Below are 21468 nucleotides of genomic sequence, written 5' to 3'. Positions count from 1 at the left end.
CTGTCCTGGAAGGGAAGTGATTGCGGAGGGCATGGCGAGGGCCGAGGCGCATCTGCATCGCCCGCGCGCCTGTCAGGGGCGGATCAGCTCCACTGTGTCGTTGACCTTGGGGCTCCCGGAGATCACTTCAGCCTCCGCGTAGTGGCTGTCGAACAGTTCGACGATGCGCACTTGGCCAACGTTCTCGCGGCGGTAGCGTGGACCGCCGGCCCGCGAATGCCGGATACGGCGCTTGTGCCGGATCACGTCCAGCACCTGCCCGACCTGGGCACCGTCGGCCTGCCCGACACAGACCACAAGCGTTCCGTCCTGCTTTTCCAGCACCTGGCCGCGCATCAACACGTTGTGGCGGAACCCACCCTCGTTCGCGGAGACGACCCCCGGCAATGCGAACGCGAGCGCGAGGGCCAGTGCGGCGACCCAATGGCTGCGATTGGTACCTCGGGGTCTGGAATGGGCGACGTGTGTGACCGTATTCATGGTGTGGACTCCTTAGATGGGCTGCGAGGGGTGGCGGCATCCGCCAGTGGAAGGCGTTTGAGCAGCAACGCGTTGAGGGCGACGATCACCGAACTGCCCGACATCGACAGCGCGGCGATTTCTGGCGACAGCACGAACGGATAGAGCACACCGGCCGCCAGCGGAAAGGCCAGCACGTTGTAGCCCACGGCCCAGCCCAGATTCTGATGCATCTTGCGCAGAGTGGCGTGGGCGATGGTGGTCGCGCGAACGACGTCATAAGGGTCGCTGTGCATGAGCACGATGTCGGCACTCTCGATGGCGACGTCGGTGCCGGCGCCGATCGCGAACCCAACGTCGGCTTGGGTGAGCGCCGGTGCGTCGTTGATGCCGTCGCCCACCATGCCGACCTTGAGGCCCTGCGACTGCAGCTTGATGACCTCATCGGCCTTGCCGCCCGGCAGCACGTCGGCCAGCACGATGTCGATTCCCAGGTCCTGTGCCACGCGCTCGGCCGTGGGGCGGTTGTCGCCGGTGATCATCGCCACCTTGATGTTGCGCCGGTGCAATTCGTCGATGGCCGCGCGCGAGGTCTCCCGGATCGCGTCGGCAATCGCGAAGAAGCCTGCGAGCCGGTCACCCACCCCGGCATAGATCACCGTGCGACCGGCACCGGTGAGGCGCGCAGCCTCCGCTTCCAATACCGAGAGGTCGATGCCGTGCTCGACCATCAGGATCCGGTTGCCCAGCACCACCTGCACCCCGTCAACCACGCCGGTAGCGCCCTGGCCATCGATGTTGGTGAACGCGGTAGCGCGCTCGGCTACCGGACCGGCACGCTTCAGGATGGCCTGCGCCAGCGGGTGCTCGGAGTGCGCCTCGACCGCGGCGGCCGCGGCCAGCAACCGCTCCTGCGTCCAGCCCGGCGCGACCGCCATGTCGACCACCTCGGGGGCGCCGACCGTCAGGGTGCCGGTCTTGTCGAAGATCACCACGTCCAGGCGTGCGCTCTTCTCAATCGATTCGGCATGCTTGAAGAGGATGCCGTGTCGTGCCCCCAGGCCAGTGCCGATCATGATCGCCATCGGCGTGGCCAAACCGAGTGCATCGGGGCAGGCGATGACGAAGACGGTGATCGTCAGCGTGAGCGCGAACAGCAGCGGCTGTCCCAGCCACCAGAACCAGACCGCGAAGGTCAGCAGCCCGATCACGATCGCAGCCAGCACCAGCCATTGCGAGGCGCGGTCGGCGAGCAGCTGCGCGGGCGCCTTGGAGTTCTGCGCGGTCTGGACCAGCTTGATGATCTGCGCCAGTGCCGTGTCGCTGCCGATCTTGGTGGCGGTGTAGGCGAATGCGCCGCTCTTGTTGATCGATCCGCCGACGACGGACTCTCCGGGATCCTTGCGCACCGGCATCGACTCGCCGGTCAGCATGGATTCGTCGACCTGAGAGCTGCCTTCCGTCACGATGCCATCGACCGGGATCTTCGCCCCGGGCCGCACGATCACGGTCTCGCCGACCAGCACTTCAGCGGTGGGAATGTCGAGCTCCTGCCCCTCGCGCCGGACGACCGCGCGGGGTGGGGACAGCTTCAGCAGCGCTTTCATGGCGTCCGAGGCGCCGGCGCGAGCCCGCATCTCGAGCCAGTGGCCAAGCAGGACGAAGGTCAGCAGGACGGCCGAGGCCTCGTAGAAGTTCGGCCCGTCGAAGAAGAACGTCGACGCGATGCTGAAACCGTAACCTGTGCCCACGCTCAGGAGCACCAGGACCGCCATGTCCAGCACACCCCGTCGCAGGGACCGGATCGCGGCGCTGAAGAATGGCCAGCCCGGATACAGCACGGCGCCGGTCGCCAGCAGGAACAACCAGACGTTCTCGCGCAGTCCGAACGGCACCGGCGGCGGCTCTATCAGCCCGCCCATGGGCGACCACACGAATACCGGGATCGCGAAGGCGAGGGCGACCAGGAAGCGGCGGCCCATGTCGCGCGCCGCGGCGTGCAGATCGCTGCCGTGGTTCATGCCCGCATGGGCGTCGTGGCCCCCGGCATCCGTGGCGTCATCGCCGTGGCCGGCGTGGGCGTCAGCGGGGCGCTCTGCGGCCAATTCCTGTCCGTGCCCGGCATGCGCAGCATGGGCGTGCGCGCCTGCGGCGGGGTCGGCATCGGGCATCGGCGCGTTGCATTGGAAGCCGCAGTCGCGGATCGCGGTGGCGACCGCGCCCGCCGACAGGCGGGCCGGGTCGTAGGACACCTGCAGGGTCGCGGTAGCGAAATTCGCGCTGGTGGCGTTGACTCCAGGCAGCGCGGCCACGGCCTTCTCCAGCGTGCGCGCGCAGCCGGCACTCACCATGTCGCCGATGGGCCAGGTGCGCGTGCGCACAGTGGGTTTGTGGACGTGCGTCATCGGGTTTCTCCTTGGGATGGAGCGGGGCCGCGCCGGCGTCGCGGGATGAAGGCCGGCACTTCCTGCATGTAGCGGACGTAGTCGTCGCCGAAGCGGCTCAAGCAGTCTTTTTCCTCACGACGCGCCAGGCGGGCATAGGCCCACACGAGCACTGGATAGCTGGCGAGCGTGAGCAGCGTGGGCCACTGCAGCAGGAAACCGGTCAGCACGAGCAGGAAGGCGACGTACTGCGGGTGACGCATGCGCGCATACACGCCCTCGCGGGCGAGCCGGCCTTCACGCTGTGCCCGATACAGCACCGGCCAGGCGGCCGACAGCAGCCAGAAGCCGCCGCCGATCAGGACGAAGCTTGCGATGTGGAATGGGCCGAAATGCGGGTTGGCGCGCCAGCCGAACCACATCTCGAGCAGATGGCCCGCGTCATGGCTCAGCCAGTCCACCTGCGGATAGTTGGCGCTGAGCCAGCCGCCCAGGACGTACAGCGTCAGCGGGAAGCCATACATTTCCGCGAACAGGGCCACGACGAAGGCGGAGAACATACCGAACCCACGCCAGTCCCAACGGGTCAGCGGTTTGTAGAAGCTCCAGGCGAAGAAGATGAAGAACGCGGCGTTGATGGCGGCGAGGAGCCAAAGACCGTAGCCGGAGTCGGGTGCCTGCATGTCAGTGCCCTCCGTTCGAGGTGTCGGACGTTTCGTCGTTCAGTGCCCGCTTGCTACGGCTCTCATGCTGGCCATGGGGTGTGTCGTCGGCATTGCCGTCGCGCCCATGACTTCCGGAACCTCCATGACCGCCATGCCCCTTGTGCATGAACACATGCATCAAGGGACATAGCAGCAGGATGGCCAGGGGCAACCAGCGAAGCGTCCCCCCAAGGTGGGCGCCGTGCTCGACGGCGAGATAGAACACGGCCAGCGCCAGGAAGATCCAGAAGACCCAGCGTCGGGAGCCTGAGGGGGCAGGACTGGAGGCTGTCATGGCAAATTCTCCTCTGTGGGGCGGCGTCCAAGAAGTCGCCGGGGGGTGGACTTGACGAACCCGCCGCCTTCAGCAGCGGCAACAGATTCGATCAATGCGCAGACGTCATCGCCAGTCGGAATGGAGTCCGGAAGCTCCGCCCAGGCGTGGATGGCACGCTCCATTCGTCCGTGCATGGCGAGCAGCCTGTCCAGTTGTTGGCGGGTGTCGTCGAGCCTGCGCCGAATGATGTCCCGCACAAGCGGACAGGGACTATGTCGCAGCAGGCTGTGGTGGATGATTTCCTCGATTTCCCCCAGCGTGAAGCCAAGGTGTTGCGCCGTGCGAATGAAGTGCAGGCGAAGGAGCTCCGAGGTGGAGAACAACTGGTAGCCGCCCTCGGTATGCGTGGCCGCTTGCAACAGACCGCGCCGCAGGTAGTTGCGCACCACATGCACCGTGACATCGCCCTGCCGTGCCAGCTGGCGGACCGTCATCAGCGGCAGCGTCACTTCTTCCTTGGTCGTCATCGGCTTGCTCCCGGCGAGGTGTTGATCAGGCTAGACCTGTGTCTCGCACACAGGTCAACCGGCCTTGCGGTGGGCGAAGCCAGTAACGCGCGAATTGGCCGTGGACGGACGGATGTTCGCGGCCACAGTTGCATGAGCCGTCGGTCCCTGCCTGCGTTGAACGGCCCCATCACTACTTCTCCTTGGGTAGTGCGGAGGAGGGGTGCGGCTTCCTGGCCAGCTGCCGCTGCTTGATCAGCGAGTACAGCGCCGGGATCACGACCAGGGTGAGGATGGTCGAAGACACCATGCCACCTACCATCGGCGCAGCGATTCGGCGCATGACTTCCGAGCCAGTACCGCTGCTCCACATGATGGGCAGCAGGCCCGCCATGATCGCGACCACGGTCATCATCTTCGGGCGCACGCGGTCGACCGCGCCTTCGATGATGGCCTCGCGCAGGTCCCGTGAATCCAGTGCCCGGCCTTCGGCCTGCCTCTGCGCGGCACGCGCTTCAAGTGCGTGGTCGAGGTAGATCAGCATCACCACGCCGGTTTCCGCGGCGACGCCGGCCAGCGCGATGAAGCCCACGATCACCGCGACGCTGGTGTTGTAGTCGAGCATCCACATCAGCCAGATGCCACCGACCAGTGCGAAGGGCACCGACAGCATCACGATCAGCGACTCGGTGACACGGCGGAAGTTGAGGTACAGCAGCAGGAAAATCAGCGCCAGCGTCACCGGAACGACGACACGCATCTTCTCCGCGGCACGTTGCATGTATTCGTACTGTCCACTCCAGGTCACGTAGTAGCCAGGCGGGAACTGCACCTGCTCGGTGACCGCTTCCTGCGCAGCCTTCACGTAGCGGCCGAGATCGCTCTCTCGGGTGTCGACGTAGATGTACGCCGCCAGCATCGCGTTCTCGGTGCGGATGCTCGGCGCACCCTTCCTGACCTCAATCCGCGCCAGTTCGCCCAGCGGCACCTGGGCGCCGCCGGGCACCGGCACAAGGACTTGGCTGCCTATCCGGTGCGGATCGTCGCGGAGTTCGCGGGGATAGCGCACGATCGCGCTGAAGCGTTCGCGGCCCTGGAGGATGGTGGTGACGATCTCGCCGCCCAGCGCGGCGGCCACCACGTTCTGCACCTCGCCCAGGGTGACGCCGTACTGGGCCAGGCTGCCAAGGTCGGGGGTGATGTCGAGGTAGTAGGCGCCGGTCAGGCGTTCGGCGAACGCGCTGGTCGTGCCCGGCACTTCGCGCACCACGGCTTCGATCTCGGTGGCCAGCGCGTCGAGTTGCTCAAGGTCCGTGCCGAAGAGTTTGATGCCCACGGGCGTGCGGATGCCGGTGGCCAGCATGTCGGTGCGCGCCTTGATCGGCATCGTCCAGGAGTTGGCGACGCCCGGGAACTTCAGCGCCGCGTCCATCTCGGCGATGAGCTTGTCGGTGGTCATGCCGTCCCGCCATTCGTCCTCGGGCTTGAGGTTGATGACGGTCTCGAACATCTCCAGCGGTGCGGGATCGGTGGCCGTCAGGGCACGGCCCGCCTTGCCGAACACCGACTCCACTTCCGGGAAGCCCTTGATGATCCGGTCCTGCTGCTGCAGCAGCTCCGAGGCCTTGGTCACCGACATGCCCGGAAGCGACGCGGGCATGTACAGCAGCGTGCCTTCGTTGAGGGTTGGCATGAACTCGCTGCCCAGCCGCGATGCAGGCCACAGGCTTGCAAACAGGGCGGCCAACGCAAACATGATTGTGGCCATGCGATGCCGCAGAACGACGTTGATCACCGGCCGATAGGCCGCAACCAGGAACCGGTTCACCGGATTCTTGTGCTCGGGCACGATCTTGCCGCGCACGAACAGCAGCATGAGTACCGGTACCAGCGTGATCGACAACAGCGCGCCACCGGCCATCGCGAAGGTCTTGGTGAAGGCCAGCGGCTTGAACAGGCGACCTTCCTGAGCCTCCAGGGCGAACACGGGCAGGAACGAGACGGTGATGATCATCAGGCTGAAGAACAGCGCCGGCCCGACCTCGCGACAGGCATCGATGATCAGCTGGGTCCGGCTGCGGGAGCCGTCGGAGCGCTCGATGTGCTTGTGCGCGTTCTCGATCATCACGATCGCCGCGTCGACCATCACGCCAATCGAGATCGCGATGCCGCCCAGGCTCATGATGTTGGAGTTCATGCCCAGCATGCGCATCGCGATCACCGCGATCAGCACGCCGACGGGCAGCATGACGATCGCGACCAGCGCGCTGCGCGCATGGAACAGGAATACCAGGCACACCAGTGCGACGATCAGGCTCTCCTCGAGCAGCGTCGTGCGTAGCGTCTTGATCGCGCGCACGATGAGATCGGAGCGGTCGTAGACCGCCTGGACGCTGACGCCCTCGGGGAGTCCACTCGCAAGCTGGGCGATCTTGTCCTTCACCCCCCCGATCACGGCCAGGGCGTTTTCGCCGAAGCGCGCAATGACGATCCCGCCCACAACGTCGCCTTCGCCGTCCAGGTCGACGATGCCACGGCGCTCATCGGGTACCAGTTCGACCCGGGCGACGTCGCCGATCAGCACCGGTGCGCCCCCTTCGGCGCGCAGAACCAGGCTCTCGATATCCTCGATACCGCGCAGGTAGCCGCGGCCCCGCACCATGTACTCGGTCTCGGCCATCTCGATCACGCGGCCGCCGACGTCGCGGTTGCTCTCGGCGATCACCTCGGACACGCGTGAAATCGGGATGTCGAACTCGCGCAGCCGGACCGGATCGACGGTGATCGAGTACTGGCGCACGAAGCCGCCGACGCTGGCGACCTCGGCCACGCCGGGCGCGGTGGTGAGCTGGTAACGCAGGTACCAGTCCTGCATCGCGCGCAGCTCGTCCAGCGAGTGGCGGTCGCTCTGCAGCACGTACTGGTAGACCCAGCCCACGCCGGACGCGTCGGGTCCCAGTGCCGGTGCCACGCCAGCCGGCAGGTTTTTCGACGCGACGTTGAGGTTCTCGAGCACGCGCGAGCGCGCCCAGTACAGGTCCGTGCCTTCTTCGAAGATGACGTAGATGAAGGAGGCGCCGAAGAACGAGAAGCCGCGGACGTCCTTCGACTTCGGCGTCGCGAGCAGGGCGCTGGTCAGCGGATAGGTGACCTGGTCCTCGACCACCTGGGGCGCCTGCCCCGGGTACTCCGTGAACACGATCACCTGCACGTCCGACAGATCCGGTTGTGCGTCCAGCGGCGTGTTCATCAGTGCGTAGATGCCACCGGCGACAATCGCCAGCGCCATCAGCAGCACCAGGAAGACGTTGCGCACCGACCATTCAACGAGACGGCCAAGCATGTCAGTGCTCCTCGTGACCGGTGGGGGAGAGCGGAGTCTCCTCCGGGGTGGCGGGCATGGAATGACCCGCGTGCGGATCAGAGGCGTCGTCACCATGACCCGCGTGCGGGTCGGCGGTGCCATCGCCGGACTCGGGTTGCGGATCCTCGCTGGTGCCCGAGGGCGCGCCGTGTCCTGCGTGACCCTCCAAACCCTGGAGGGCCGACTGCAGGTTGCTTTCGGCGTCGATCAGGAAGTTGGCGGAGACCACGACCTGCTCGCCCTCGGCCAGTCCGTCAAGGATCTCGATACGATCGCCACCACGGCGACCCAGGGTGACGTTGCGAGGGGCGAAGCGACCGGGGCCGGTCTCGACCAACACCACCTGGCGCGTGCCACTGTCGAGCACGGCCGAGCGCGGAACGGTCAGGACCGGCCCGGCCCCCGGCTCCTCGAGCAGCACTGTCCCGTAGAGTCCCGGCCGCAGGTCGCCATCGGGGTTGGGCAGGGCGATGCGCACGTCCACGGTGCGCGTCATCGCATCGATGACGGGCTGCACGAAGGTGACCTCGCCCTGTGCCACCTGGCCTGGCAGGGCCACCGTTTCGAACCGAGCCGGCTGGCCGGGCTTGATGCCTGCGGCCTGCGCCGCCGGAACCTTGGCGATCACCCACACCGTTGACAGGTCCGCCAGGCGCAGGATGGTTTCGCCGGGCGCGAAGCGGGCGCCCTGGACCACCGGCTTCTCGATCACGACTGCGTCCGCTGGCGCAGTGAGGACCAGGCCCGTCTTGCCCAGCTGTGCGTCGCTGATTTCCCAGTTGCGCAGGCGGGTGCGGGCGGCATCGCGCAGACGGACCATCGACACCGCGCTTGCGGGATCGGACTCGGCCAGCCTTCGGGCAGTCTCGTCGGCCAGCCGGTATTCCTGCTGCGCCGCAGCCAGCTGCGGGCTATAGACGGAGAGCAGCGGCTGCCCGGCACGGACCCGCATGCCGGTCTGGTTCGCGTACAGCCGCTCCACCCAGCCTTCGAAGCGTGGCGCGATTGCGTATTGCCGGGTCTCGTCGACCTCGACCGTGCCGCTGGTGCGCACGGTGCTGGCCATGGCCCCGCGCTTGACCGCTTCGGTGCGCACGCCCAGTGCCTGCACTTTGTCGGGTGGCATCACCACCGTGCCCGGCGCCGCTGGCGGCGTGTCGTCGGCATAAACCGGAACATAGTCCATGCCCATCGAGTCCTTCTTGGGCACCGGCGAGGTGTCCGGCAGACCCATGGGATTGCGGTAATAGAGCACCTTGCGTTCCGCGGCCGGCGCCTCGGCGGACGTGGCTGCGGTCGGGGAATCATTCGTTGCGCGGCCAGCCATCCAGCCGACGGCGAGGGCGGCGACTGCGAAGCCGATGGCGAGCGACAGGGTCTGGACACGGGTCATCGGATCTCTCCTTCGATAGCGCGCACGGCGGCGGCGCCCAACAGTTCGTCACGCAGTGCATCGACCCGTGCGAGGTCGGCGCCCTGCCATTCATTGAGTGCTTCCAGCAGCGTCCCGAAGTCGACTTCACCGACCTGGTAGCTGGCCAGGGCGGACTGCCAGGTGGCGTCGGCCTGCGGCAGCAGCGTGTTCTCGATCAGTCCGCGACGCTCGCGCGCGTTGGTCCACTGCGACCAGGCGGAAGCGCCGCGTTCCTCGACGGCCCGCAGCGTGGCGTCCCTGCGGGCAAGCGCTGCGTCTTCGAGCAGGCGCGATTCGCGCTCGCGCTCGCGGCGGGCACGCTGCTGGAACGGGATCTCGACCTCGAACATCAGCTCGGTGCTCTCGATGCCGTTGCCGAACTGCATCGCACCCACGCCCAGGGTGATGTCGGGAAAGCGGTTGCGACGCTGCAGTACCACGTTCGTGCGCGCCGCCTCGGCGCGAGCCTGCTGCGAGCGCACCGCGGGATGCGCATCGGCGTCATCCAGTGCCTCGGCAAGCGAGGCGCTGTGGACGGCGAGGCGCGGCGCCTCGTCGGGAGTCGCCAGCGGTGCATCGGACCGGCGCCCCAGCACCGCGTTCAAGGTGGCGGCCGCCTCCTGCTTGGTCGCGAGGCGTTCGATCCGCTCGCGCTGGAGGCTGGTCTGCTCGACCTGGGCGCGGATGGCATCCTGCTGCGCCGCGCGACCCAGGGCGTAGCGCACGCCGGCCATCTCTTCCACCTGGCGGAGCAGGGCGATGCGGCGATCAAGCACGGCCACGGCCTGGTCGGCATGCCAGTAGCGTGCGTAGGCCGCCTCGGCGTCGGCCAGCAAGTCGCGCGCAGTGGTGAGGCGATCGAGTCCGACCGCGACCGCGTCCTGGCTGGCCGCGGTCCGCGCCAGGGCGCGCTTGCCCCAAAGCGGGAGGCGCTGGCGCAGCGCGTAGTTGACCTCGCGCTCGGCACCGGCGGAGCGCCAGGGCTTGTCCGGATCGAGGCCGCGGAATCCAAGGGAAGCCGTCGGGTCGGGTAGGGCGCCCGCTGGCTGGATCCGTGCTTCGGCGGCCTGGGCCTCGAAGTCCATGGCCCGCAATTCCGGGTTGTGTTCCAGAACCCAGGCGCGGATCGACTCGAGGCTGTGCCCCGGGACGGGTTCGGTGGCGGTCACCGGCAGCGCCAGGGCCCACAAGGCGCCGGCAAGCACGCCGGCAAGAAGGTGCCGGAGCGGTGGCAGACGGCGGGACAGAGGGCGAGGGTGCAGGCGCCTGGCCGGCAGTCGGTCGAACGGGGATGCCATATCAGTGTCCTTGGGCCGACGCGACGCAGGTCGCTCGGACGAGGGCAGGAACACATGCCGTGACGCAGCCACGGCGCGAACGCACAGGACTGCGCCGCACAGACGTGCGGAGCAGTCAGCGTCCAGGCATCAGATCAGCAGGAGTGCCGCTGGATGGGCGGTAGGTCGGTGCCAGGCGGGTCTGGGCGGCGAATCCACCCATGTAGCCGTGACACCTGGCGCAGCATCCGCAATCGCGGCGATCGCAAGCCAGGAGAACCAGGCTTCGGCCAGCAGCGGCGGAATCGAAGGGATGCGCCCACTGTCCGCCGAGATGTCACCCTCGGTGCAGTGCGCGTCGCACACTGCCTTGCTCGCTGAGGGGAGCTCGGCATCGCAGCCGTGGCCATGGTCGTGTCGGGTGTCGGTGGCGGCAGCGACAAACGCCGCCGGCGTGACTGGGAGATCCAGGCAATCGCCATGGCCTGCGAGCGCGAACTGGGACCAGAGCAGGGCCACCATCGCGAGGAGGGCGGTGCGCTGGAACAAGTTCCGATGGCGGATGTGGACCATGGCGTGAGCTTACCTCTTACTGGAACCGATGCAATTGATCCAAGTCAATCCTTGGCCAGGCCCAGGGGCTGGCGCGGCACAGATGTGGTCGGCGAGGACGGTACGGCGGCCGACTTGGCAAGGCGAAGGGCGTTGGCCACCACCGACACCGAGCTCAAGCTCATCGCAAGCGCCGCGACCATCGGGCTCAGCAAGATCCCGAATGCGGGGTAGAGCACCCCGGCCGCGACCGGCACCCCCAGCGCGTTGTAGAGGAACGCGAAGGTGAGGTTCTGCTTCATGTTGGCCACGGTGGCCTGGGAGATCTTCCGGGCGCGCAGGATGCCCCGCAGGTCGCCCTTGACCAGGGTGATCTGGGCACTGGACATCGCGACGTCGGTGCCCGTGCCCATGGCGATGCCGACGTCGGCCGCGGCGAGCGCCGGGGCGTCGTTGATGCCGTCGCCCGCCATCGCCACCCGCCGGCCTTCGCGCTTGAGGCGCTGCACCAGCTCGGCCTTGTCCTCGGGGCGGACTTCGCCATGCACCTCGTCCAGGCCCAGCTCGGTGGCCACGGCCCGTGCGGTGGTGAGCCCGTCGCCGGTGGCCATGATGATGCGCAGCCCGGCGGCGTGGAGCTCGTTGATGGCCGCCGCGGCCGACGCCTTGATCGGGTCGGCAACCGCGACCAGCCCCGCCAGGCGCCCGTCCACGGCCAGGAACATGGCGCTCGCGCCCTCGCGGCGCATCCGCTCGGCCACGTCGACGTGCGCAGCGGGATTGGCGCCCAGGTCGTCCATGAGCGCGGTATTGCCCAGCGCAAGCGCATGGCCGGCCACGGACCCGCGCACACCCATGCCGGTCACCGAGTCGAAGTCCTCCACGCGGTCGAACTCGAAGTTCCGGCGTCGAGCCTCGGCGACGATGGCGTCGGCCAGCGGGTGCTCGCTGCCCTGGTCCAGGCTGGCGGCCAGGTGCAAGACCCGGTCGGCGTCGAAGCCCTCGAAGGCCACGACTTCCTTGAAGGCGGGGCGCCCCTCGGTGAGGGTGCCGGTCTTGTCGACGATCAGGGTGTCGATGCGGCGCATGTGCTCGATGGCCTCGGCGTCGCGGAACAGCACGCCCACCTGCGCCGCCTTGCCCGTGGCGACCATGATCGACATCGGCGTCGCCAGGCCCAGCGCGCAGGGGCAGGCGATGATCAGTACCGAGACCGCGTTGAGCACCGCAAAGGTCCAGGCCGGCTCCGGACCGAAGGAGCCCCAGATAAAGAAGGTGGCCACCGCGATCGCCAGCACCGCGAGCACGAACCAGTAGGCCGCGATATCGGCCATCCGCTGCATCGGCGCGCGGGAGCGCTGCGCCTGCGCGACCAGCTGCACGATCTGCGACAGCACGGTGTCGGAGCCCACCTTGGCGGCGCGGATCACCAGCGCGCCGGTGCCGTTCTGGGTCGCGCCGATGACCTGGTCGCCTGCGGTCTTCTCGACCGGAATCGGTTCACCCGTGAGCATCGACTCGTCGACGCTGGAGCGGCCTTCCACCACTTCGCCATCCACCGGCACCTTCTCGCCGGGACGCACGCGCAGGTGGTCGCCGACGTGGACGTGGGTCAGCGGGATGTCTTCCTCGGTGCCGTCGGCGTTGACCCGCCGGGCTTCCTTCGGCGCCAGGCCAAGCAGGCCCTTGATCGCCGCGGACGTTTTCGAGCGCGCCCGCAGTTCCAGCATCTGGCCGAGCAGGGTCAGCGAAACGATCACCGCCGCCGCCTCGTAGTACACCCCGACGCGCCCATGTTCGGTAAACGACGGTGGGAACAAGCCGGGTGCCAGCGTGGCGACCAGGCTGTAGCCAAAGGCGGCCGCAACGCCAATCCCGATGAGGGTGAACATGTTCGGGCTGCGGTTGCGGATCGACTGCACGCAGCGCTCGAAGAACGGCCAGCCGGCCCACAGCACGACTGGTGTGGTCAAGACCAGCTCGACCCAGGTCTGCACGTCGATCGACAACGGCAGGATCTGCACGTCGCCCAGCACGACACGCGGGAGGTACTGGCCGAACATGGCCAGCACGAGCGTCACCACAGTCAGCGGAAGCGTCCACCAGAACCGGCGCGAGAAGTCGCGAAGTTCCGGATTGTCATCGTCCTCCAGGCTCGGCATTTCCGGCTCCAGCGCCATGCCGCAGAAGGGACAGTTGCCTGGACCTTGTTGCCGGACTTCCGGGTGCATCGGGCAGGTGTAGATGGCGCCGGGCTGTGCCACCTCGGGTTCGTCCTGGGGCGTCAGATAGCGCTCCGGATCGGCCACGAACTTCGCGCGGCATCGCTCCGAGCAGAAGTGGAAAGGTGTGTCGGCGTGGGTCGCATGATGCTGCGTCGTGGCGGGATCGACCTGCATGCCACAGACCGGATCGGTGACCCGTCCATCCGCAGCCTCGACAGGGGCTGCGCCTGCAGAATGGTGATGGTCATGGGACGACGGTGAGTTCATGCCGATGCTCGCTTTAGTGGGGATGGACTGCCAAGGCAGTGTGCCATTGCGGGTTACACAGCTATTCGGGGCTGAGCGTCCCGAGCACTGAAACAACAATCAGGATCAAGATGGCCAGCGCGGCCTCAGCCGTAACACTCTGCCGCAAAGCCCGCACCTCCTGCGCGGGATCTCCGCTGGTCAGCGCTCGTTCCAAGCGCGGCACCAGCGTCCATCGGTGCAGCGCTCCCAAACCCAGCATTCCAGCGAACAGGGCCAGTTTGAACAGCAGCAACTTCCCGTAGGTGCTCTGGAACAGGGCCGAAAACGACCACGCGGTGAGATCCCCGTAGTGCGCGATGCCGGACACGATGAGCGCACCAACGAAGATCGTTCCCAGCGTCGAAAAACCATGCAGAAAGTCATGCGTTGATCGCAGACGCCCGCTGCCGTTCGTCTCTTTGCCGCGCAGCAGCATGGCAAGGAACATCAGGACCGCTGCGATCCAGCCGCCTGCCGCGAGAAGATGGACGATGCCTGCAGCAAGCCGGACCGCGCCTGCCAAGCCCTCGCCAGCGGCGGCGTGGCCGTTCCATGCCAGCGAAGCGAGTGCGCCGCCCGCCAGCATCGCCCCCAGCGGGAAGGCGGTCTCCACCTTCCCGCGGCGACGATGCCATCCGAGCACGAACATCAGGGCGACCAGCAGCGCGCCTCTCGCCATGGCTGCCCGGCCCGCGGACGTCTCGAGCAGATACCAGCCAAGCGATGCGCGATCAACCTCGGCAAGCGGCATTCCCATGATGCCCGCGGTCTTGAAGACGACATCGAGCCCGGTGAGCACGAGACCGGCTACGGCACCCGCCAATAGAACGCCCATGAGTGACCACCCGGCCAAGGCGTCGGCGAGTGCCGATCGACGCGACCCGTACCAACCGAAGAGTGGAACCCCGAAAAGAACCATGATGACAAGGTATTCCAGGAATCTCAGTGCATAAGCCGACAGGTCGAACATTCGCGACTCCTCAGCGCACCGTGAAGCTGAAGCTGCCCGGCATGGGGTGGTTGTCACCACCGACGGCGCGGTATTCCACGGTATAGACGCCCGGAGTCAGCGGCTGGGGCAACTTGGCACGCAGGGTCTTACCGTTGTTGACGATCTCGGTCGTGAAATTCTCGATCGGCATGGTGGAACTGCCGTGCTTCATGAGCAACTTGAGACGCGACGCCCGCGGAATCAATGTTTCGTTGAACACGAGATCGATCTGGCCCGGCGAAGCCACCACCGCATTTGCCGCCGGTGTGGACTGCTGCAGCGCGGCGTGGGCGTGCGCGATCTGCAGGGAGAACTGCCCAGCCGCAATCGCGAGGACGAGCGCGAAGGAGCGAAGGACGTTTGATGATTTCATAGGGATAAATCCTCATTGCGAATGTGATGCAAAGCCCCGTTCGGCGCCGTGCTGTGTTGGATCCGACAAGCGTTAGGTGTCGGGCTGTCACCGAAACCACGGTTGGTCGGCTTTTGATATTTGAGATGAGGATCCCGCCGCTCAGGCGGGATCCTCGACGCGTCAAGCCGCCATGGCGCTGCAGCTTTCCGCGCAACGGCGACAAACTTCGGCGCAGCGCGCCATCTCCGGGTCGTTCATGGCGTCGCATGCTTCGGCGCACTGGCGGCAGATCTCCGCGCAGGCACTGCAAACCACCGAGTGAGCGCTGGCGCCACGCAACATGGCGTCGGCGCTGGTGGCGCAGATATCGGCACACGTCGCCAGCAGGGCGATGTGCTCCGGGGCTGCGTGGGCACCTCCTTTGCTCAGGCAATAGTTGATGGTCTCAAGGCAAATCGCGTGGCATTGCGTGCAGTTGTCGATGCACTCGTTCATGGCCTGAGACCGGTGGTCTTCGGAATGGTGAGTCATGTGGATCTCCTGCTTCATCGCGGACGAGAATCGGCGCGCCCGCAACACCGCCCCCTGTTGCTCTTGCGGATCAATGCTGTGCGAAGGGTTCGGTGGTTCCGTCGTGATGGACCAGCTCGACCGTATACGGCTGCTGGCGTCCTTCCGGGACCTCCATGCCCGGCGAACCGAGCGGCATTCCGGGCAGGACCAGGCCGCGTGCGTCCGGCTTTTCTTCGAGGAGGCGCTTGATGTCCTCGGCCGGGACATGGCCTTCGATGACGTATCCGTCGACCTCGGCCGTGTGGCAGGAGCCCTTTGCATAGGGGACACCCAGGCGCTCCTTGACCGGACCCAGGTCATCCATGTCATGCACATCCACGGTGAACCCCGCCTTCTTCACGTGGTCGATCCAGCTACCGCAGCACCCGCAGGTCGGGGTCTTGTGGACGGTCATGCGTGGCAGGGCGGCTGGAGTCGCGTCGGCTGTTTCCGGGACGACCTGTGCAGTGGGCGCGATGGTGGATTGCGCGGGTGTAGCCGCTTGGGTGCAGGCACCCAGGCCGGCGACCGCAAAAGCCGCCCACGCCAGTCGGTTCAATCTGCAGGTTTTCATTTCTGGTTCTCCGCTTAGCGCTTGGTCCGCGAAGACCAGTGGATGTGGGCGATCCGCCAACCGTCGGTGGTCTGCTTCAGCACCATGGTCTCGGTGCTCTGGACGGTCAGTGGCTTACCGTCTTTCTGGGCGTGCAGCTCGCTTTCGGTTCCGACCCATGCGAACTCACCAGCGGTGCGTGCACGCTGACGGAGCAGCTGGCGATGGGCGCCCTTGAGGAATGCCGCATCGCTGACTGCGTGATGACCCAGATATTCCTCGCGGCTGCGCTCGGCACCCCCGGACTCGAGGATGAGGACGTCGGCAGCGAGCAGGGCTTCGACCGTGGCCAGATCGCCGCTAGACAGGGCCCTGTTGAAACGCTCCGCTACGGCGACCGCGGCCTCTGCAGTGACTGGGACGTCGACGTCCGCAGATGCCGCGGCAGCGGGGTGATGTGCGTGCGGCTGTGTCGCCTGCGCCATTGCGGGGGACACGACGGCCAGTGCCAGTGCGAGGGTGAACGAGATTGCTGTTGCGTTCATTGCGTGGGCTCCAAGGAGATCAATGGGTGTGCGCATGGCCGTCATCGGCCACGGGCGTGTGTGGTGCAGGGTGCGACTCCACCTTGCCGTCGGGATGGCCGTGGCTCACCAACCCGACTTCCGTGTCGCTGGGTGTCGGGCCGTGGTGATCGTCGTCCACGCCCGGCGGGTGCGCATGCGGCATGGAGTTGTTGCCCGGCTCGAATAGGGCAGGGTGATCCTCGGCCTTTTCGTCGTCATGGTGGCCTTGCGTCTCGCCGCCGCCATGCGAATGACCATCACTGCTGGCCACCAACGCCTGGTAACCGGCCTTGTCCAGCGTGGGCAGCTTCTGCAGGAAGGCCGACATGTTCCAGATGAACTCATCGTCCATGCTGCCGCCCCACGCGGGCATGCCGCTGGCCTTGATGCCGTGCTTGATCACCCAGAACGCCTCAGCTGGAGCGACCGACTGTTTGCTTAGGTTCGGTGGCGCGGGGTACAGGCCCTTGCTCATCTCGGTGGCCGCCGCCTCTGGCGAAAGATGGCAGGTCACGCACATGGCGTTGTAGTTGCCCGCACCCTGGCGGATACGCTCAGGATCATCCAGGTTCGTGGGCACCTGAAGCTTGGCGGCGCGCACCTCAATGGAACGCTCGCGCGCCGTTTCAAGTAGCGCATACACCGGGCGACTATGCGGATCGTCGGCGGCCACGTTGTACACGCCCAGAGAGACCGTGGCAGTTGCCGCGACCGCAACCAATCCCACGCCGGCACCGAGCCATACCCACATCCTTTTGTTGGATTTCATTGTCAGTTCCCCTTAGAACCAGGTACGAAGGCCGATGACCAAGCGCGTGTCTTCAAAGGACTCGCCATGCTCGCGTCGCATGTCTGCGGTATTGCCAAACGCGCGCTCGTACACCACGCCGATGTAGGGAGCGAACTTTCGGGTGAACTCATAACGAAGTCGTAGCCCCGCCTCAGCGGTACTCAGACCCGAACCTATCCCGCGCAATGGATCGTTCTTGCCATAGGCGGTGACTTCCACCAGCGGCTGCAAGATCAGCCGGTTGGTTAGCAGCAATTCGTACTCGGCCTCGACATTGGCGGCAGTCTGGCCCCCTTCGCCGAGATAGGCTGTGGCGGACACTTCGAACTTCATCGGCGCCAAGCCCTGTACACCGATAGCGGCGAAGTTTTGAGATGCCCCAGGCTTGAAGTCATGACGCACACCGGCCACCACATCCCACCACGTGGAGATACTGCGGCCGTAGAGCACTTCCAGATCAGCCGACTCGGTCTGACCATCCGTGCGTTCGCCTTCACTGCGGAGCCAGACGCGATTGAGGTCCGTACCGATCCAAGCCTGGCCCTCCCAGCCCAGCCCGGTGCCCGGATCGGCATCCCAGGCTTCCAGGCGATTGAGCAGCACGTAGCTCTTGATCGAGTTGTCATGCACCGGATGCGCGTGTTCCGGCGCGATGGCCGCCTTGCGATCCGCGTCCGTCACCGCGGGTATCGGGGTGCGCGGCTGCGTTGGCACTGCAGGCCCGTGTCCCATCTGACTGTGGTCCATGCCCTGCATCGACTGTGTCTGCGCTTTGGGCGTTGCGGGCGTGCTCGGAGGCGCGCCGTGCCCCATCTTGGAATGGTCCATCCCCTGCATCGCAGGCGTGGCCGTACTAGAGGTGTCGGCTGCAGCGGGTTGTGCCATCTGACTGTGATCCATGCCCTGCATCGACTGCGCCTGTGCTGTGGGCGCCGCAGGTGTGCTCGCGGGCGAGACGTGCCCCATTTGCGAATGGTCCATGCCCTGCATGGCAGGCTCGGCTGCTTTAGCCTGCGGCGCGGCGTGGCCCATCGTCGCATGATCGATCGTCGCTTCGCTCGGCTTGGCCGGTGTTGCAGGCTTTTGGGCTGGCGCAGGTTTTGATGTCGGCGCCTGTTGTGCAGAGTGATCCTGAGTCTGGGTCTGCGCGCCCTGCTCCATCGGCATGGAGCCGTGCTGCATGGATTGGGCGCTGGCCGCATTGGCCAGGGCCAGCGAGATAGCCAGCGTCAGCGCAGTCAGGGTGGTATCGCGTCTATTGATGTTCATTCGTCGACCCTCACCGTGCGCATCATTCCGGCTTCCATGTGATAAAGCAGGTGGCAATGGAACGCCCAGCTGCCCAACGCATCGGCACGCACGCGATACGTGCGTCGGCTACCCGGCGGCATATCCACCGTGTGCTTGCGCACCATGAAGTTGCCGTTGTCGTCCTCCACGTCACTCCACATGCCGTGCAAATGGATGGGATGGGTCATCATCGTGTCGTTAACCAATACGATGCGCATACGCTCGCCGTAGTTCAGCCGCAGCGGCTTGACATCGGAGAACTTCTGACCGTTGAAGCCCCAGGAGAATTTCTCCATATGTCCGGTCAGATGCAGCTCGATCTCGCGACCGGGGTCGCGTCCGTCAGGGTCTTCAAAGGTGCTCTTGAGCATGGAATACGTCAGTACATGACGGCCGTTATCGCGCAGGCCATTACCCGGATCATCCAAGCGCGAACTCACGCTCATGGCCTGGTTGTCCAACAGGGGATTGTTGGTCTCGCTGGCAGGGTGTGATTGCATGCCCCCGTGCTGCATGCCTGCCATGGCACCATCGCCGGCGGCGGGCATCGCATGGCCTGCATGGGCCGAGGTCGCGTTACCGCTGGCAGGTGGGGTCATGCCAGGCATGCCCATGGCCGCACCACAGCCGCCTTCCATGCCCTTGCTGCCGCCAGACATATCCATCGATCCATGATCCATGCCCATGTCTGCCATCGTCAGCAGCGGCCGGGGATCCACAGACGGAACGGGCGCGCGTAATCCTTCGCGCACGGCGAGCGTGCCGCTGACGTAGCCGGTGCGACCGGAGTCTTGGGCAAAGATGGTGAATGCGTCCTGCCCGGAGGGCTCCACGATCACATCGAAGGTTTCTGCTACCGCGATGCGGAACTCGTCGACGGAAACCGGATGGACATACAAGCCATCTGCTGCCACCACGGTCATCTTTAGCCCCGGAATACGCACATCGAAGTACGTCATGGCAGAGCCATTGATGAAACGCAGGCGCACCTTCTCGCCACTGCGGAACAAACCGGTCCAGTTGCCCAGCGAGGTCGTGCCGTTCATCAGGTAGGTGTAGGTGTTGGCGTTGACGTCGGACAGATCCGTGGGCGTCATCCGCATCACGCCCCACATCTTGCGATCTTCCAACGTGGCCGACAGGCCGTTGCGCTTCACATCGCGCGCAAAATCGCCGACCGTGCGCTTGTAGTAATTGTCATGGCCCGGCATCTTCTTCAAACGATCGAACAGGGCCGTCGGGTCCAGGTCTGTCCAATCGCTCAGCATCACGACGTAGTCGCGATCGAAGCTGAAGGGCTCCGGCTCCAATGGGTCGATGATGATCGGGCCATAGAGCCCGGCTTGTTCCTGGAACCCCGAGTGGCTGTGGTACCAGTAGGTGCCGCCCTGATGCAGGGTGAACCGGTAGTGGTAGGTCTCACCACGTCCGATACCGTCAAAGCTCAGGCCCGGCACGCCGTCCATGTTGGCCGGCAAAATGATGCCGTGCCAATGGATGGAGGTGTCCGCGCCATGGAGGGAGTTAGCGGGCAATGCATTGGAGACACGCAGGTTGACCGTGGTGCCTTCCCGCCAACGCAGCAACGGCGCCGGAACGGACCCATTGACGGTGATCGCGGTGCGGGTCTTGCCGGTGAAGTTCATCGGCGTCTCGCCGATGGTTAGGTCAAACTCGGTGCCCGATAGTACGTTGGGTTGTCCCGGGCCCTTGAGCGCCCAACTGGCTTTGGGCCAGAAACCTAATCCTGCGACTGCGCCTCCCAAGGCCAAGCCCTGGACAAATCGCCGCCGCGAAGGTAGCAGCGGCGGTCCACCGTGTGGACCACGAAAATCATCATGCGACATGAAAATGCTCCAAGCGTCGTGTTGCCACCGGCGGGCGGTGGTACAGAGCGGGCGGCTGGCCTATAAATAGGCATGCAAGCCACACCAACGGCGCCATTGCGGCGCTTAGGGACGCTTAGCCGATCGGTGGTCGGATCAGATGAGGCAAGGCAGGTGCCGCATGCCCTAGGGGCAGCGGCATGACATCCAGGCCCAAGGCCAGTTGCACCGAAACATGCAGGCGCGCCGGAAGTGCGCTCGCGCACGCGTGTACGCAGGCGCACCGGCACGCAGAAGACTTGCAACAGTCGGGACCGGCATGGTCGCCATGCCCAGTGCCAGCCCTTTCAATCGAGGTGGCATCGGGATGATTCTCAGCACTGTGATGGGCGACGCAGTCTTCGTCGCCTTGCACCGCGGCAGCCACTTCGCTGGCCTGCGCTTCCATGGCCGGGTTCATACTGATCGACGCAAATGCCGACCACGCGCCGTTAAGCACGAGCATGACGATCAGGAGCAGTCGCAGTAGAAGTGAGGAGGCTGACACGGGCGACATTGTAAATCACTTTAGACAAGGCGCGTGTGTATCGGTCGTGAACAAAATCTCAAGTAGGCCTGAGATGCCGCCACTTGTCAGTCGCACTAGTCACGGCCACTGCAGCTCCCTCCAGGAGCGCCCAATGGGCGGGTTGAGGCGAAGGGTTGCCCATAGGGCTAGCGCTTGTTCGGTTTACTTCTCGGGTGTGGCCTCGATCAGCTTCACCAACTCCCGCTTCTGCTGCTTGCTTAGCGAGCCCCAGCGCAGGAGCAACTTGGCCAGCAGATCATCGTCGGTGTAAAGGAAGGCGGCGGGGATCCCCAACGCTTGGGCCAACCGCTTAGCAGTCTCCAGCTTGGGCTCGTGCTTGCCACGTTCGTACTGGTTGACTCGGGGGCTGGCCACGTAAGGATCCAGACCGGCCCGGATGCCCAACTCCTTCTGCGACAAACCCGTGTGCAGGCGGGCTTGTTGGAGGCGTCGAGCGAAGGTCGGTGTTGAGTCGACGGACAAAGTCACGCGCACCCCCCATGGAAACCCCATAAGGATGGCGGATG

General features: G+C 65.7%; 20 protein-coding genes. All 20 read right to left on the bottom strand.

Annotated features, from left to right (window positions below; genetic code table 11):
• Positions 1-72: 72 nt before the first annotated feature.
• Positions 73-480 (bottom strand): hypothetical protein, encoded by a 408-nt coding sequence (locus ACZK3J_RS11565; RefSeq protein ID WP_049436410.1) that lies wholly within the window; start codon positions 478-480, stop codon positions 73-75.
• Complete coding sequence (locus ACZK3J_RS11560; RefSeq protein WP_049404642.1) at positions 477-2864, bottom strand: heavy metal translocating P-type ATPase; 2388 nt, start codon at positions 2862-2864, stop codon at positions 477-479. Before ACZK3J_RS11560 ends, ACZK3J_RS11565 begins: the two co-directional genes overlap by 4 nt.
• Positions 2861-3526: a methyltransferase family protein gene (locus tag ACZK3J_RS11555; RefSeq protein ID WP_017357195.1), complete on the bottom strand. Its 666-nt coding sequence runs from the start codon at positions 3524-3526 to the stop codon at positions 2861-2863. The genes ACZK3J_RS11560 and ACZK3J_RS11555 overlap by 4 nt, the downstream gene beginning before the upstream one ends.
• Position 3527: 1 nt before the next feature.
• Complete coding sequence (locus ACZK3J_RS11550) at positions 3528-3842, bottom strand: DUF2933 domain-containing protein (protein ID WP_088434186.1); 315 nt, start codon at positions 3840-3842, stop codon at positions 3528-3530.
• On the bottom strand, positions 3839-4351 hold the full coding sequence (locus tag ACZK3J_RS11545) for a MerR family transcriptional regulator (RefSeq protein WP_017357196.1): 513 nt from the start codon (positions 4349-4351) through the stop codon (positions 3839-3841). The genes ACZK3J_RS11550 and ACZK3J_RS11545 overlap by 4 nt, the downstream gene beginning before the upstream one ends.
• A gap of 172 nt (positions 4352-4523) precedes the next feature.
• On the bottom strand, positions 4524-7673 hold the full coding sequence (locus ACZK3J_RS11540) for an efflux RND transporter permease subunit (protein WP_049404640.1): 3150 nt from the start codon (positions 7671-7673) through the stop codon (positions 4524-4526).
• Position 7674: 1 nt separating this feature from the next.
• Complete coding sequence (locus ACZK3J_RS11535) at positions 7675-9087, bottom strand: efflux RND transporter periplasmic adaptor subunit (RefSeq protein ID WP_180834259.1); 1413 nt, start codon at positions 9085-9087, stop codon at positions 7675-7677.
• Positions 9084-10277: a TolC family protein gene (locus ACZK3J_RS11530; RefSeq protein ID WP_229296417.1), complete on the bottom strand. Its 1194-nt coding sequence runs from the start codon at positions 10275-10277 to the stop codon at positions 9084-9086. The genes ACZK3J_RS11535 and ACZK3J_RS11530 overlap by 4 nt, the downstream gene beginning before the upstream one ends.
• Positions 10278-10535: 258 nt before the next feature.
• The gene (locus tag ACZK3J_RS11525) at positions 10536-10958 is read right to left on the bottom strand and encodes a hypothetical protein (protein WP_017357200.1); all 423 of its coding nucleotides are present in this window, start codon (positions 10956-10958) and stop codon (positions 10536-10538) included.
• A 44-nt stretch (positions 10959-11002) separates the two neighbouring features.
• Positions 11003-13429 (bottom strand): heavy metal translocating P-type ATPase, encoded by a 2427-nt coding sequence (locus tag ACZK3J_RS11520; RefSeq protein WP_080354477.1) that lies wholly within the window; start codon positions 13427-13429, stop codon positions 11003-11005.
• 61 nt (positions 13430-13490) lie between these two features.
• Positions 13491-14420: a copper homeostasis membrane protein CopD gene (gene copD / locus ACZK3J_RS11515; protein WP_017354978.1), complete on the bottom strand. Its 930-nt coding sequence runs from the start codon at positions 14418-14420 to the stop codon at positions 13491-13493.
• Between the two features lie 10 nt (positions 14421-14430).
• Entirely contained in the window at positions 14431-14814 is a 384-nt protein-coding gene (copC, locus tag ACZK3J_RS11510; RefSeq protein WP_017354979.1) for a copper homeostasis periplasmic binding protein CopC, read from the bottom strand.
• Between the two features lie 162 nt (positions 14815-14976).
• Entirely contained in the window at positions 14977-15327 is a 351-nt protein-coding gene (locus tag ACZK3J_RS11505) for a four-helix bundle copper-binding protein (protein ID WP_026070601.1), read from the bottom strand.
• A 70-nt stretch (positions 15328-15397) separates the two neighbouring features.
• Positions 15398-15922, bottom strand: coding sequence for a DUF411 domain-containing protein (locus ACZK3J_RS11500; RefSeq protein ID WP_229301210.1), 525 nt, complete (start codon positions 15920-15922; stop codon positions 15398-15400).
• Positions 15923-15936: 14 nt separating this feature from the next.
• Positions 15937-16446, bottom strand: coding sequence for a nuclear transport factor 2 family protein (locus tag ACZK3J_RS11495; protein ID WP_026070602.1), 510 nt, complete (start codon positions 16444-16446; stop codon positions 15937-15939).
• 19 nt (positions 16447-16465) lie between these two features.
• Positions 16466-17236 carry a c-type cytochrome gene (locus ACZK3J_RS11490; protein WP_026070603.1) on the bottom strand — a complete coding sequence of 257 codons (771 nt, stop codon included), beginning with the start codon at positions 17234-17236 and terminating at the stop codon, positions 16466-16468.
• A gap of 12 nt (positions 17237-17248) precedes the next feature.
• Positions 17249-18526 carry a copper resistance protein B gene (locus ACZK3J_RS11485; RefSeq protein ID WP_017354984.1) on the bottom strand — a complete coding sequence of 426 codons (1278 nt, stop codon included), beginning with the start codon at positions 18524-18526 and terminating at the stop codon, positions 17249-17251.
• The gene (locus tag ACZK3J_RS11480; protein WP_017354985.1) at positions 18523-20394 is read right to left on the bottom strand and encodes a copper resistance system multicopper oxidase; all 1872 of its coding nucleotides are present in this window, start codon (positions 20392-20394) and stop codon (positions 18523-18525) included. The genes ACZK3J_RS11485 and ACZK3J_RS11480 overlap by 4 nt, the downstream gene beginning before the upstream one ends.
• A gap of 115 nt (positions 20395-20509) precedes the next feature.
• Complete coding sequence (locus ACZK3J_RS11475; protein WP_080354476.1) at positions 20510-20929, bottom strand: CopL family metal-binding regulatory protein; 420 nt, start codon at positions 20927-20929, stop codon at positions 20510-20512.
• A 174-nt stretch (positions 20930-21103) separates the two neighbouring features.
• Positions 21104-21454 (bottom strand): helix-turn-helix domain-containing protein, encoded by a 351-nt coding sequence (locus ACZK3J_RS11470; protein ID WP_017354987.1) that lies wholly within the window; start codon positions 21452-21454, stop codon positions 21104-21106.
• Between the last annotated feature and the right edge of the window lie 14 nt (positions 21455-21468).

This window comes from Stenotrophomonas sp. 86428_Sma (assembly GCF_056481585.1).
This window is presented reverse-complemented; position numbering and strand designations above follow the sequence as displayed.

Bases quoted from the DNA above. Each gene is read 5' to 3' on its own strand.
- ACZK3J_RS11565 (WP_049436410.1), bottom strand. From the start codon at position 480: ATGAATACGGTCACACACGTCGCCCATTCCAGACCCCGAGGTACCAAT.
- ACZK3J_RS11560 (WP_049404642.1), bottom strand. From the start codon at position 2,864: ATGACGCACGTCCACAAACCCACTGTGCGCACGCGCACCTGGCCCATC.
- ACZK3J_RS11555 (WP_017357195.1), bottom strand. From the start codon at position 3,526: ATGCAGGCACCCGACTCCGGCTACGGTCTTTGGCTCCTCGCCGCCATC.
- ACZK3J_RS11550 (WP_088434186.1), bottom strand. From the start codon at position 3,842: ATGACAGCCTCCAGTCCTGCCCCCTCAGGCTCCCGACGCTGGGTCTTC.
- ACZK3J_RS11545 (WP_017357196.1), bottom strand. From the start codon at position 4,351: ATGACGACCAAGGAAGAAGTGACGCTGCCGCTGATGACGGTCCGCCAG.
- ACZK3J_RS11540 (WP_049404640.1), bottom strand. From the start codon at position 7,673: ATGCTTGGCCGTCTCGTTGAATGGTCGGTGCGCAACGTCTTCCTGGTG.
- ACZK3J_RS11535 (WP_180834259.1), bottom strand. From the start codon at position 9,087: ATGACCCGTGTCCAGACCCTGTCGCTCGCCATCGGCTTCGCAGTCGCC.
- ACZK3J_RS11525 (WP_017357200.1), bottom strand. From the start codon at position 10,958: ATGGTCCACATCCGCCATCGGAACTTGTTCCAGCGCACCGCCCTCCTC.
- ACZK3J_RS11520 (WP_080354477.1), bottom strand. From the start codon at position 13,429: ATGAACTCACCGTCGTCCCATGACCATCACCATTCTGCAGGCGCAGCC.
- copD (WP_017354978.1), bottom strand. From the start codon at position 14,420: ATGTTCGACCTGTCGGCTTATGCACTGAGATTCCTGGAATACCTTGTC.
- copC (WP_017354979.1), bottom strand. From the start codon at position 14,814: ATGAAATCATCAAACGTCCTTCGCTCCTTCGCGCTCGTCCTCGCGATT.
- ACZK3J_RS11505 (WP_026070601.1), bottom strand. From the start codon at position 15,327: ATGACTCACCATTCCGAAGACCACCGGTCTCAGGCCATGAACGAGTGC.
- ACZK3J_RS11500 (WP_229301210.1), bottom strand. From the start codon at position 15,922: ATGAAAACCTGCAGATTGAACCGACTGGCGTGGGCGGCTTTTGCGGTC.
- ACZK3J_RS11495 (WP_026070602.1), bottom strand. From the start codon at position 16,446: ATGAACGCAACAGCAATCTCGTTCACCCTCGCACTGGCACTGGCCGTC.
- ACZK3J_RS11490 (WP_026070603.1), bottom strand. From the start codon at position 17,236: ATGAAATCCAACAAAAGGATGTGGGTATGGCTCGGTGCCGGCGTGGGA.
- ACZK3J_RS11485 (WP_017354984.1), bottom strand. From the start codon at position 18,526: ATGAACATCAATAGACGCGATACCACCCTGACTGCGCTGACGCTGGCT.
- ACZK3J_RS11480 (WP_017354985.1), bottom strand. From the start codon at position 20,394: ATGTCGCATGATGATTTTCGTGGTCCACACGGTGGACCGCCGCTGCTA.
- ACZK3J_RS11475 (WP_080354476.1), bottom strand. From the start codon at position 20,929: ATGTCGCCCGTGTCAGCCTCCTCACTTCTACTGCGACTGCTCCTGATC.
- ACZK3J_RS11470 (WP_017354987.1), bottom strand. From the start codon at position 21,454: ATGGGGTTTCCATGGGGGGTGCGCGTGACTTTGTCCGTCGACTCAACA.